This is a genomic window from Mesorhizobium sp. WSM3224 (genome assembly GCF_000427725.1).
Taxonomy (GTDB): Bacteria; Pseudomonadota; Alphaproteobacteria; order Rhizobiales; family Rhizobiaceae; genus Mesorhizobium.
Map to the genome: position 1 here is coordinate 90,114 of NZ_ATYO01000018.1, position 12,400 is coordinate 102,513.

Genomic DNA, 12,400 nt, shown 5'->3' on the forward strand with positions numbered 1-12,400 from the left:
CGGAGTTAGCATTGGTTCCGACTCGATTCCGGCCTCTCATTGGCGCTGGCAAAGGCGGCAACCTTGTCGATCATGGCGAGAACCGCCGGCGGCTTGCTTTGATGTACCATGTGTCCGGAATCCAAGACGATATCCAGCAGCGAGTGGCTTATCTCGGCTTGCAGCCGCAGCGCCTCGGCCTTGGCGTCGAACAGTTGATCGCCAGCACCGGCAATTATCCCGACAGGGACGGCGATGTCCGCGTATCGACGATTTGGGAATAGTGCCGACACCAGCATCAGGAAAGATTCCGCAGAGATGGACCGCAGCTGCGAGGGGCGGCTCGCCAACTCTCTTGTCGTTGCCGCGAAAGGCGCCGCTATCGTTGCCGGATAGAAAATCTTCTTCATCGCCCAGCGCCAGTTCAGCCTGACCAGCGAAGGCAGCACGGTGTGGCGCAACACCGTCCCGATCAGCGGAAGCGCTGGCAGCGCGGAGATGGCAAGAGCCAGCCGTGGCGGCGGGTAATGATAACCAGCGACGACAACAATACCGGTGACGAAGCGGGGATATCGACGCGCCATCTCGAGCGCCACGGCGGCCCCCCAGGAATGGCCGACAACGACGTAGCGCTCGATGCCAAGCTTCGCGGCCGCGGCCTGGATGAGATCGGCCTGGGCGCTGGCGGTCCAAGGTCTGCCTGCCGGGCGTGGGCTCATGCCGAACCCGGGTCTGTCGAAGGCAAGTACGCGATATTTGGCAGCGGCTTTGTCGAAGATGCCGCTTGTCGTGAAGTCTTCCACCGAAGCGCCATTGCCATGCAACAGCAGCAGCGTTTGCCCATGGCCTGCCTCCAAGAAATGCAGCTTCGTTCTGCGGAGGTGGATGAAGCGCCCGAGCGGGCGTCCAGCCAATGCCCGTCTCGCAAGCAGGTTGTTGTACAGGGCCAAGCCAACCGTTACCGCCGCAAGCAACAGGACGGCTTTCTGTTTGGGCTTTGCGGTCACGATTGCAAGGATTCGAGGGCGGGGAGGCCACCAGCAGGGCTTAACGATCCTCGGCAGCGCGGCGTCACTGATGGGCCGGTTCAGGCCGATCCTTTCTGGGGCAGTTCGGTCTCTTCCTCGACCTGATTGCGTAGCGCCTGGCGTCCAGATTTCGCGTTCTCGGTGTCAGCCGACTGCTTTTGTCGATCGAGTTCATGATCCACCGTCTTGCGAGATCCCTCCACGGGATCTTCTTGCGGCAAACGTTCGTCCGTCGCCGTTTGCCGGACGGGCTGACTGCTGCTAGATCCCGATCTGGCGGGGCTCGCTTTCTCATTAGACTTCGTCATCGATACGTTCTCTGTTTCGACGGATTATCTGTCCGCCAAACCTTTGGCATCGGTGTTTGTTCCGGCATGCACGCAGATCCATTACTGCGGGCCCTCGGCATCCTCCGAAGTCTCATGTCCAGGCTCGGCTGCTTCCAGGGCATCGATGACTGGTGCCAGTGAATTCTCCTCGCCGAGATCCGCCTCCTCGTTTCCGTCGCCGGTTCTATCGAGGGCGCGCTGGATGGCGTCGTCAATGTTGCCTAGCTCCTGCTCCCGCACTTCGCGCCCGTAGCCGGCGGCATCGGCATCCTGCTCGAACTGCTGGGCCAGCATCGGAATGCTGACCTCGGTGTCGGCCGGCAAGTTGCCGACATTCTCTTCCAGCCAGCTGCGCAGGAATTCTTTCGTCGCATTCATGGAGCACCTCCTCGCAGCAAGTTAACCGGGCCATGGCGCCGAGGTTCCGATGTGACTACAGGAGTTGAAGCGCGCCCGGGATGCCGCCATTCGGTCAGCGGCCAGCATCCCCATTCACCAGTTGGAATGAGAATTAATGCTACGATCAATATCTTGTGCAGCAGCGTGCCGGCCGCTCCCCGATGCGTTTCGGTAGCTAGACGCGAGGCAAAAAACATTTTCGAAGATCACGGGCGCGATCCGTTTCTTCTGCGCCGAATGCGGAACATCGATCGGCTTCCACGATGAAAGTTTGCCAAACGAATTCTACATCTCGATCGGCTTCATGGATGCTTCGGAGAAATTCCCCCTCAGGCTCGGGCCTATTGGGAGATCCGCCTGCCCTTCATTGTTATGAATGACTGCCTGCCTCGACTCGATGGGTACATTCGGGTGCGGGACCCCGCTCTAATGAAATTTAGGTTTAGGGAGCGGCACTGCTCAGCCGCGCGAACGCGACATCACGCTGATTGATCTTTGGATGCTTCTAGCGGCTTGCGCCGCCGCCAACCATCATTCTCAGCCCAAGCCCCACGATGAAGACGCCGGCTATCCGCTGCTGCCAAAGCCTTGCTCTGGGCCGTGCCATAATCCAGGTCCCGACGCTCCCAGAGGCCAAGGCATAGGCGCTCAACACCAGGACGCCAGTTGCCTTCTGAGTTGTTCCGAGCATCAAAAGCTGCAGCGCTACCGAGGTCCCGTGCGGGTCGACGAACTGCGGGAGGAAAGCGACCATGAAGGCGATCGGCCATGGATTGATCAGATTGGCGATCATGCCGTCGAGTGCCGCAGCAAGTGGTCTGATGGGACGTTTGTTTTGCTCGACGGAAGTGTCGCTCGCCGAGAAGATCAGCCGTGCGCCCATCCAGACAAGATAGGCCGCTCCCATCCATTTAAGCGCAGCGAATGCAATCGGCGACGCTTTTATGAGGGTTGTAACGCCGAGCGCGATAAGAGGCAGTTGCACCATACCCGCTCCAACGGTCATACCCAGCACCGTGAGCAGAGCGACCGAGCTGCCTTGCCCGATGCCGCGCGCCATTACGAGCATGCTATCTGGGCCGGGCGGCATCTGCATCAGGATGACCGTTCCCACGAACGCTATCCAGTGAACGGGATCGATGACGTATACCTCCCCTGGCCGACACCCACTGATTGGAATTTAGCGCACCGCCTGCAGCGATCAACGAGTCGACCTAACTGGCACGCCAACGTCGCAGAAGTCGTCATTCGCAACTGTCTGATATGCTGGCCATACCAAGAGTTTGATCACCGCCTCACAAGCCTATTCGGAGGCGCTACAGACGGCGTCTTGGATCGTAGCATTGAGCGGGGCAAACCCTCCGTCGTGTCATCACAATTACGACTTGAGGTCCCCTGAAAACCGAGCGAACAGAGCGTGCATACTGATCAGAACGCTTAATGTGTCTCCTGTTTCGGAAGAAAACGGATAGCTGCAGCACGCCCGGCGCACGATGTGTCGGGTGACTGTGCAAGGTTGGCGATGAAGTCTTCGGCGATTTTGGAGCTGCACGGACTGAACGCCTTGACGTTGTGACGGCGGCCGCAAACACGACCGCCTTGGGGAGCCGATTTTCAATGGATCGCTATGATCCCGTCGACGGCCCGCCATTCCGAAGGCCTGATGAGCCGATGATGGGCGACACGCACCGAGTGCAAGGCGCCCGCCAGCTCGCGCTCCCAAAAAACCAGGAAATCCCTCAGCTCCGGAAAACCCGGAGCAAGGTCGTAGTCCTGCCAGACATAGAGTTGAAGCAGACTGGGATAGTCGGGCAGATGGTAATGGATCTCGGCGGTGGTCAGGCCATAGCCATCCATCTGCAAGCGGAATTCCCTGCTAATTGCGGTCGCCATCTCTGCCTCACGCGCTCAGCCGGTCGACCATCTGCCGATGGCCGTGATCGGCGCGGCCGGCAGGCGGCGGGGTAGCAGCATCGAGCCGGCGCAGCGCGTCTATGATCTCGTCGAAGGATACCGGCCGTCCAGCGCCGGGCGGCTGGCGCAGCGCCGGCACCGATTCCACGGCGCAGGCGTCTGATGCCCAGGACGAAAGGATCGCCCGCTTTTCGCATGTGTCGAGCGAGCCGTCCTCCAGCACATCCTTCGGGTGCTGAAAATGGCTGGCCGGTGACAGCAGCCGGTCGAGCGAAAGGTCTGATATTTCGGGAGCTAGGGAAGGAATGATCGGCGAAAGCATCTGTCGGTCCATTTCCGTCCTCCGTCTCTAAAAACTCCTGTTTCGGGTTCCAATTCCTCAGCGGTCCCGGCGCTGCCGGGTACCGGTAATCTTGTTCAGCTCAATCGCGAATTCAAGCCCCTTCTTATCGGCGCGATCCAATTTACCGCATGTTTTCAGTGCGCTAGCACTCAATGATCGAGAGTGCTAAAAATTTGCCACACCCTCTTGAAAGTAGAAGAAGACAAAATTAGCTCGACATGCGCGCGATGCCGAAAGGGTCGCGCGAGCCCCGCTCCGGTCTGCCGGTCCGGAGCGGAGGACCCTCACAATCTGTTTGTCCAGAAGGAGAACGATATGACGTTCCGTCCATTGCATGATTGCGTGCTCGTCCGCCGTATCGAAGCCGAAGAGAAGACGGCTGGCGGCATCATCATCCCCGATACAGCCAAGGAAAAACCCCAGGAAGGCGAAGTCATTGCGATCGGTCCTGGCGCCCGCGACGAGAGCGGCAAGCTCGTGCCCCTCGACGTGAAGGCCGGCGATCGGATCCTGTTCGGCAAGTGGTCCGGCACCGAGATCAAGCTTAATGGCGAGGATCTGCTCATCATGAAGGAAAGCGACGTGATGGGCGTGATCGAGCAAACTGCAACGCTGAAGAAAGCCGCCTGACCAGGACCAAATCAACCCAATCCAGTCAATGAAAGCTGCCTAAGAAGGAGTGATCCAATGGCTGCCAAGGAAGTGAGATTCCATTCCGACGCCCGTGAGCGCATGCTGCGCGGCGTCAACATCCTCGCCGACGCGGTGAAGGTGACGCTCGGCCCAAAGGGCCGCAACGTCGTCATCGACAAGTCGTTCGGCGCCCCGCGCATCACCAAGGACGGCGTCACCGTCGCCAAGGAAATCGAGCTTGAGGACAAGTTCGAGAACATGGGCGCGCAGATGGTCCGCGAGGTCGCCTCGAAGACCAACGACCTGGCCGGCGATGGCACGACCACCGCGACCGTGCTTGCGCAGGCGATCGTTCGCGAGGGCGCGAAGGCGGTTGCGTCGGGCATGAATCCGATGGATTTGAAGCGCGGCATCGACAAGGCGGTGGATGCCGTCGTCGCCGAACTCAAGGCCAACGCCCGCAAGATCACCAAAAACGATGAAATCGCCCAGGTCGGCACCATTTCGGCCAATGGTGATGCCGAGATCGGCCGCTTCCTGGCCGACGCCATGGAAAAGGTCGGCAACGAGGGCGTCATCACCGTCGAGGAGGCCAAGACCGCCGAGACCGAGCTGGAAGTCGTCGAAGGCATGCAGTTCGACCGTGGCTATCTCTCGCCCTATTTCGTCACCAACCAGGACAAGATGCGCGTCGAGCTCGACGAGCCCTATGTGCTGATCCACGAGAAGAAGCTCGGCAACCTGCAGGCGCTGCTCCCCGTGCTCGAGGCCGTGGTGCAGTCCGGCAAGCCGCTGCTGATCATCGCCGAGGATGTCGAGGGCGAGGCCCTGGCCACGCTGGTCGTCAACAAGCTGCGCGGTGGCCTGAAGATCGCCGCCGTCAAGGCTCCAGGCTTCGGCGACCGCCGCAAGGCGATGCTGGAGGATATCGCCATCCTCACCGGCGGCACGGCCATCAGCGAGGATCTCGGCATCAAACTGGAGAATGTCACGCTGGAGATGCTCGGCCGCGCCAAGAAGGTGGTGATCGAGAAAGAGAACACCACCATCGTCGACGGCGCCGGCAAGAAGGAGGAGATCCATGGCCGCATCACGCAGATCAAGGCCCAGATCGAGGAGACCACCTCGGACTACGACCGCGAAAAGTTGCAGGAGCGCCTGGCCAAGCTCGCCGGCGGCGTCGCGGTGATCCGCGTCGGCGGTGCGACGGAAGTCGAGGTCAAGGAGAAGAAGGACCGCGTCGATGATGCTCTGCACGCCACGCGCGCCGCGGTCGAGGAAGGCATCCTGCCCGGCGGCGGCGTTGCCCTGCTCAGGGCCGCACGCGCGCTTGACGCGGTCGCAGTCGACAACCCCGACCAGCGATACGGCGTCGATATCGTGCGGCGCGCGATCGAGGCGCCGGCCCGCCAGATCGCCGAGAATTCCGGGTCGGAAGGCTCGATCGTCGTCGGCAAGCTGCGCGAGAAGACCGACTTCGCCTTCGGCTGGAACGCACAAACCGGCGAATATGGCGATCTCTACAGCCAGGGGGTGATCGACCCGGCCAAGGTCGTGCGCACCGCGCTGCAGGATGCCGCTTCCGTCGCCGGCCTACTCGTCACCACCGAAGCGATGGTGGCCGAGAAGCCGAAGAAAGAAGCCGCCCCGGCGATGCCAGCCGGCGCCGGCATGGACTTTTAAGACGCTGACGAAAAGCCCGCTCCTTGCCAGGGAGCGGGCGCTTCACCAGGAGCAATGGGAGGCCTGCATGAACGTAATGAATGGCAACGGATCGATTCCGACGCCGGCACATTCGGCGAGCGAATTCCTCGCCTATGAAGCCGAATGCCGAAGCGCGTTGAAGCCGCTGCTGACCGGCTTGCTTGACACGGCCGAATCGGCCGGATGGAACCGGCGAACCGTCGCCTCGACACTGATGTTCCTTGCAGCACAGCAGATTTCCGCGGAAACGTCGGCGCCGAGCTGACCGAGTCGGACCTCACCTCCGCTCGCGGGGTCCATTCGATTGCACCGAGACAGTCTCAATGTTTCGCGGGGAACAGGATCAACCATGATTGCAGGACGGCTGCGAGAATACCTGAGGATATTGAGGTGGGAGGCCGCCGACGTGGCGCAGGAGCTCGACTGCCCGCGCAACGACGTGGTACGCTGGCTTGAAGGACGCGCGCCGGTGCCACGACCCGTCGCCGCCTGGTTCGAAGCCCTGGTAAAGGCGCACAAAGGACTGCCGCCGCCTGATTTGAGCCCCCCGAATTTCGCGGAAAACGCTAAGTCGCCGGGCCCCGTGGTTGTCTCAGCCTTCGCTGCCGGGATCCCTCCGAAGCCGTTTGTATAGGCTGCAATCTCCTTAACCACGCCGCCGTCGGAACGGCGTTTAATCCAGTGCGCTTTGTGCTTCACGGCTTGCGGCCGATCACGGCGCCGTTCACGGCGGGTGCGTCGAATCGGACCGTCTCGAGGTGCTTAAATCCGGCATCCTGAAGCCCCGCCGAATATTCGACCGGGGTGGTTTCGTCCTTCCGTCTCGATCGGCATGCTGAGGAGCGGCCGGCGCCGGTCCGGGTTTTTCCTCATTGACGAGAAGCTCGCTTTGACGGCCGCGCCGCCTCTTGGCAAGACCTCGAAGACCAGCGCAGCAGGGCGTGGTTCTTCGCTTCGTTCCAATCGTGCGGGATCATCGACAGAAGATGCACGGCGGTTGGTCCGTAGGGACGTGGCTTTTAGCGGGTGGTCCGTCCAGCGACACGTTCTTGCGTGGCCTGTCGAACAGAAGGAGCCCGACCAATGTTACTGCGAGGGCGATCGGGACAAGGTTCCCGCGAAGAAGGAGCGCTCCAATGGAAGGAGCTGCCGCTTGGTTGCGAGATGTAGACCGGAGCCGGATCATGCTCGATAGAAGTCGCGATACCATTCCACGAAGCGCGGAACGCCGATCTCGACCGGGATCCTCGGCTTGAACCCGATCACCTCTTCGAGCGAGGTCACGTCGGCGAAGGTTGCCGGCACGTCGCCCGGTTGGAGCGGCATCATGTTGCGGATTGCCTTGCGCCCAAGCGCGTCTTCCAGCACGTCGATCAGCCGGCTCAGCTCGACCGGTGAACTGTCGCCGATATTGTGGATCCTGAATGGCGCATTGCTCGTCGCGGGATCGGGCGCGGCGTTTGTCCAATCGGGATTGGGCCTCGCAGGATGCTGCATGACGCGGACCACCCCCTCGACGATGTCGTCGATGTAGGTGAAATCCCGCTGCATGTTGCCATGGTTGAAAACGTCGATCGGCTGGCCGGCGAGGATGGCCTTGGTGAAGATGAACAGAGCCATGTCGGGCCGTCCCCACGGACCGTAGACGGTGAAGAAGCGCAGACCCGTCGTCGGCAGCCCGAACAGATGGCTGTAGGTGTGGGCCATCAGCTCGTTTGCCTTCTTGCTGGCGGCATAGAGGCTGAGGGGATGGTCGGCGGAATCATGCACGGAGAACGGCATGCGCGTGCTGCCGCCATAGATCGAGCTCGACGACGCATAGACGAGATGGCCGACCGAGGCCTGCCGGCATCCTTCCAGGATGTTGAGGAAGCCGTTGAGATTGCTTTGCGCATAGACGTGCGGATTGATCAGCGAATAACGGACGCCCGCCTGTGCGGCGAGATTGACGACGATCTCCGGCGCGGCCGACGCAAAGACCCCCGAGATGCCATCGCTATCGGCGAGATCGGCATGCTCGAAGCGAAAGTTCGGGAACGCCTTCAGCCGATCGAGCCGGGCTCGCTTCAGGGCGATGTCGTAATACTCGTTCATGGAATCGAGGCCGACAACCTGCCGGCCTTCGGCAAGCAGCCTATGGCAGAGGTGAAAACCTATGAAGCCGGCTGCGCCGGTGACCAGAATCGGCCTGCTTGACGTCAATGCATGCCCCCAGCATTAAGCTGTGACCAGATTCACACGCCCTTCCACCCTCGCCTCCATAATCCCGGGAAGCATCATCAGAATGATCGATGAAACATCTGGGGAGGCGATCCATAACGGAACCTGATCTCTAGCTCAGGCAAGCCATGCTCCCGGCATATGTGAAGGCACCCGCAGCGGACCAGGATCTTGATGAGGCTCCTCTTCCACCGGGGCCCGCCAAGTGGGCAGAAGTGCGTGATTATGCCCTGGACCAGGGCGGACCTGCGCTGCGGCCATATCCGCGATTGCCAGCCGGGTTTGCGGATATGGGGATCGGTCCTCGGCTGGCAGCCGTCGTAGGGCAGCATCCGCATAAGATCGCTATCCATGACGGCACGGACGAACTCTCATATTCGGCGTTAGGCGCCGCCGTCGAGATTCTATCGCGCCGCGTTGCGGGTGCCGTTCCCGAAGGTAGGCCGGTCGGCATCTGTCAGCCATGCTCCGTCTGGAGCATCGTCGCCATGCTCGCGACGATGGCAGCCGGACGGATTTCAATTCCGCTTAATGCGAGAGATCCCGGTCACCGGGTCAAGGAGATCATGTCAGCGGCCAAGCTCTCGGCCATGCTGGGCATGGGAGACAGGCCCCGCGACCTGACTACGGATATCCAATGGATCGATATGGGCATAAGTTCGGCCTCTGAGCGAGATCTGTTGGCGACGCCCCTTCCAGGACCCTCAGTCGACGAGCCGGCCATCGTTCTTTATACCTCGGGGAGCACAGGGCGCCCCAAGGGCATCGTTAACAGCCAGCGCAGTTTGCTGTGGCGCGTGCAACAATATGTCGAAGCCTGTCACATCAGTTCGGAGGATGTTTTCCTCCCTCTGGCGGGTCTGGCCACGATAGCCGGCTGTCGTGAGATTCTGGCGGCCATTCTTACTGGCGCCACTTTGCAGCTCGTCGAATTGGAAGCGATCGGCCTGCGCGGCGTTCGCACGAGGATGCAAGACCAGGGCACGACCGTGACGTATCTCGTGCCCGCTTTGCTTCGAACGCTGATGGCCGACGCTCCTGCCGATACATTCAGCTCGCTTAGAGTTGTCCGCGTCGGGGGTGAGAAAGTGCTTTGGACCGACATTGCCCTTCTGCGCAAAGTCGTCCAGCCGCATTGCCTCATCCAGATAGGCTATTCGTCCACGGAAACGACAGGATCGCAATGGTTCCTGCCGCCGGAGCCACCGAACGCCGAGCCCGATGTGCCGGTTGGACGCCTTTTGCCGGGGATCGCCTTCTCTGTCGTGGACGAAGCGGGATACGTCGTCCCGCCCGGTGAGGCGGGGGAGCTTGTAATCAAGAGCCCCTATGTTCTCCTTGGACATTGGGAGAATGGCGCCGTCGTCAATGTCGAAGCGGACACCGGCAATCCGCACGAGCGGATTTTTCCGACGGGCGATCTCGTGCGATTGGACAGCGATGGTCTGTTGAGGATCATCGGGCGAAAAGGCCGGCAGATAAAGATCAATGGTCGACGTATCGAGCCGGCTGAGCTGGAAAGGGTACTGCGATCCGCCCCATCGGTTCAGGACGCCGTAGCGATCGTGACTGAGGCAAGGGAACTTGTCGCATTCGCTGTGCCAAGCGATTGCGCGGGTCTGAACTTTGTAGATGACCTGCGCCAGTTGATCGCAAACGCCTTGCCCCCACCGTTGCGGCCTCTGCGGCTCCACCGGGTCGGCGAGATTCCATACCTTGGCGGCGGAAAGATCGACCTGGGCAAACTTGGCAAGATGGACCTCCTGGCCAGGAAGCCGGCTACCGTTGTCGATTCGTCAAACGCTGGTGCCGGTAACGATCCGGCAGTAGGTCCGGCGGTGCGGAAGGCATGGATGAAAGTTCTCAACACGCCAGCAGCCGTGGGCAGGTGGGACGAGGCCGGGGGAGACTCGCTGAAACTGCTGCACTGCGTGATGGAGATCGAGAATATCATCGGCCAGGAACTCGGGCTTGAGAGCTTCACAGTCGAGATGAGCGCCGACGAGATGGTCAAGGCGGTCGTGGCAGCGCAAGCAGCCGCTTCTGACAACGTCGCGCCCGAGCACAACCCGCCGCTCCTTTTCCTGTTTCCCGGTTCTGTCGGCTACGGTCCAAGTCTTGCCGCCTTTGCCTCGGCTATGGGCAAAACAGCAAAGGTGGTTCCAATCAGGTATCCGGGCCTCCCGTTCATCCTCAGCGGGCAAAACGATCTCGCGAACATGGCAGACGCCGCGGTCCTACAAGTCAGCCGAGCTCAGCCGTCGGGACATGTCAGACTGCTGGGCCACTCGCTCGGCGGAGCGGTCGCGCTGGAAGTCGCGGTGCGCTTGCTGAAGGCGGGACGGTCCGTCAAGTTCTTCGGCATCCTCGACACAAGCCTTGAGGGCGAGCGCAGCCGCCTCTGGGACACGGCCACCCGCACAGCGCGCCGGCTCCGGTCCAACCGCATCTCGTTCCATCGCGTCGCCTGCCGCGCCCTGGCGAAGATCGCGGTCAGAATGGGTTGCGAAGCCCGTCTCGCTGGCGCGATCGACCGTTACACCGAAGGCCAGTTCAACGGAGCATGCTTCCGCATCAAGCTGGAACTGCAGGAAGTGTTGCGGGCTCAGGCGTTTTTCCGCTGGCTGGAAGAACCCAAAGCCGTGCTTCCGATCAATGGCACGCTGTTTCGATGTACTCGCCCCGGCATGTCCCGCGCCATCGGCTGGGATCAAGTATTTCGCGACCTGCAGGTGATTCCGATCGTCGGCACACATATCGACCTCGTCGTGGAGCCCCACGTCGCGACCAACCGTCCGCTGATCGAAAAGGCCGTCCTACAAACGTATACGACGGCCGAAACTCTGCAATTGGAGGGCCAGCCGGCGTGATCTCGGGATTTACCAAGGAAGTGCTGGCATTGGATGCCGCCGCGGAGGCGGACCGCATCGTGTCATCGACGCGTGAGCAGGTTCTGGTCACGCTTCGTCGGCGCGGCGTGGTGGTCGGGCTGTCGGGCGGCATCGACAGTTCCGTCGTCGCAGCGTTGTGCGTGCGCGCCTTCGGCAAGGACAAGGTGCTGGGGATCTTCATGCCGGAGCGCGACTCCTCCGGAGACTCGCTGAGGCTCGGGCGCGTCGTCGCCGCCCAGCTGGGCATCGACACTCTGGTTGAAGACATAGCCTCCGCGCTTGATGCCATCGGCGCCTATCGCCGGCAGATCGAAGCCATCCGCTCCGTCGTTCCGAACTATGACGAGGGTTGGAAGTGCAAACTGGTGCTTACCTCGGTCCTGGAGAGCCAAGGCCTCAACATCACTCGTCTTACGGTTCAAGACCCCGAGGGCGATGTCAACACGGTTAGGCTCCCTATGGCGGCCTATCTGCAGATCGTTGCTGCAACCAACTACAAACAGCGCATCCGCAAGATGACCGAATACTATCACGCGGATCGCCTCGGCTACGCTGTCGCGGGAACGCCGAACCGGCTCGAATACGACCAGGGTTTCTTCGTCAAGCAAGGCGACGGCATCGCCGATGTCATGCCGATCGTGCACCTCTACAAAACCCAGGTCTATCAGCTGGCGGAATATCTCGGAGTGGACGAAGAAATCCGCCGCAGGCCACCGACCACCGACACGTTCTCCATGGCGCAAAGCCAGGAGGAGTTCTACTTCGCGCTGCCTTACCATCTGACAGATCTGTGCCTTTACGGCGTCAACCATGGGTTATGCGCCGACGAGGTCGCAGCGGCTGCGGGCCTCACCGGTGGCCAGGTCGAGAAGGTCTTCAAGGACATCGAAGCCAAGCGCCGGGCAGCACGTTATCTGCACGCTCGGCCCTTGCCGGCCGTGCCGATGGATGTGGACTGAC

The 12,400-nt window shown here is 61.2% G+C and carries 11 protein-coding genes; 5 read left to right on the top strand and 6 right to left on the bottom strand.

The genetic code is table 11. The features are described 5' to 3' along the window. Positions 1-5 precede the first annotated feature (5 nt). The 5 genes from YU3_RS0123960 to YU3_RS37375 all read right to left on the bottom strand — a co-directional run bounded on the left by YU3_RS0123960 (position 6) and on the right by YU3_RS37375 (position 3,983). On the bottom strand, positions 6-986 hold the full coding sequence (locus YU3_RS0123960) for an alpha/beta hydrolase (RefSeq protein WP_051334067.1): 981 nt from the start codon (positions 984-986) through the stop codon (positions 6-8). 410 nt (positions 987-1,396) lie between these two features. Further along, on the bottom strand, positions 1,397-1,714 hold the full coding sequence (locus YU3_RS0123965; RefSeq protein ID WP_027168607.1) for a DUF768 domain-containing protein: 318 nt from the start codon (positions 1,712-1,714) through the stop codon (positions 1,397-1,399). 526 nt (positions 1,715-2,240) lie between these two features. Next, positions 2,241-2,849, bottom strand: coding sequence for a LysE family translocator (locus tag YU3_RS0123970; RefSeq protein WP_245273641.1), 609 nt, complete (start codon positions 2,847-2,849; stop codon positions 2,241-2,243). A gap of 500 nt (positions 2,850-3,349) precedes the next feature. Then, positions 3,350-3,628, bottom strand: coding sequence for an usg protein (locus YU3_RS0123975; protein ID WP_027168609.1), 279 nt, complete (start codon positions 3,626-3,628; stop codon positions 3,350-3,352). A 7-nt stretch (positions 3,629-3,635) separates the two neighbouring features. Next, positions 3,636-3,983, bottom strand: a complete 348-nt coding sequence (locus tag YU3_RS37375) for a hypothetical protein (RefSeq protein ID WP_245273642.1) — start codon at positions 3,981-3,983, stop codon at positions 3,636-3,638. A 324-nt stretch (positions 3,984-4,307) separates the two neighbouring features. On the opposite strand from YU3_RS37375, the gene YU3_RS0123985 reads away from it, so the two are divergent. From YU3_RS0123985 to YU3_RS0123995, 3 genes are all read left to right on the top strand, one after another. Then, positions 4,308-4,622, top strand: coding sequence for a co-chaperone GroES (locus tag YU3_RS0123985; protein WP_027168610.1), 315 nt, complete (start codon positions 4,308-4,310; stop codon positions 4,620-4,622). A gap of 57 nt (positions 4,623-4,679) precedes the next feature. Further along, entirely contained in the window at positions 4,680-6,308 is a 1,629-nt protein-coding gene (groL, locus tag YU3_RS0123990; RefSeq protein ID WP_027168611.1) for a chaperonin GroEL, read from the top strand. 67 nt (positions 6,309-6,375) lie between these two features. Further along, on the top strand, positions 6,376-6,594 hold the full coding sequence (locus tag YU3_RS0123995; RefSeq protein WP_027168612.1) for a hypothetical protein: 219 nt from the start codon (positions 6,376-6,378) through the stop codon (positions 6,592-6,594). Between the two features lie 917 nt (positions 6,595-7,511). Here YU3_RS0123995 and YU3_RS0124005 read toward each other — a convergent pair. After that, entirely contained in the window at positions 7,512-8,531 is a 1,020-nt protein-coding gene (locus YU3_RS0124005; protein WP_027168613.1) for an NAD-dependent epimerase, read from the bottom strand. Positions 8,532-8,839: 308 nt separating this feature from the next. Here YU3_RS0124005 and YU3_RS0124010 point away from each other — a divergent pair, with 308 nt between their 5' ends. Further along, positions 8,840-11,419, top strand: coding sequence for an AMP-binding protein (locus YU3_RS0124010; RefSeq protein ID WP_348631188.1), 2,580 nt, complete (start codon positions 8,840-8,842; stop codon positions 11,417-11,419). Beyond that, on the top strand, positions 11,416-12,399 hold the full coding sequence (nadE, locus tag YU3_RS0124015) for an NAD(+) synthase (protein ID WP_036259387.1): 984 nt from the start codon (positions 11,416-11,418) through the stop codon (positions 12,397-12,399). Before YU3_RS0124010 ends, nadE begins: the two co-directional genes overlap by 4 nt. The last annotated feature ends 1 nt before the right edge of the window (position 12,400 follow it).

Excerpts from the sequence above, each read along its gene's own strand:
- YU3_RS37375 (WP_245273642.1), bottom strand. The coding sequence starts at position 3,983 with ATGGACCGACAGATGCTTTCGCCGATCATTCCTTCCCTAGCTCCCGAA.
- YU3_RS0123975 (WP_027168609.1), bottom strand. The coding sequence starts at position 3,628 with ATGGCGACCGCAATTAGCAGGGAATTCCGCTTGCAGATGGATGGCTAT.
- YU3_RS0123965 (WP_027168607.1), bottom strand. The coding sequence starts at position 1,714 with ATGAATGCGACGAAAGAATTCCTGCGCAGCTGGCTGGAAGAGAATGTC.
- YU3_RS0124010 (WP_348631188.1), top strand. The coding sequence starts at position 8,840 with ATGGGGATCGGTCCTCGGCTGGCAGCCGTCGTAGGGCAGCATCCGCAT.
- groL (WP_027168611.1), top strand. The coding sequence starts at position 4,680 with ATGGCTGCCAAGGAAGTGAGATTCCATTCCGACGCCCGTGAGCGCATG.
- YU3_RS0123995 (WP_027168612.1), top strand. The coding sequence starts at position 6,376 with ATGAACGTAATGAATGGCAACGGATCGATTCCGACGCCGGCACATTCG.
- YU3_RS0123985 (WP_027168610.1), top strand. The coding sequence starts at position 4,308 with ATGACGTTCCGTCCATTGCATGATTGCGTGCTCGTCCGCCGTATCGAA.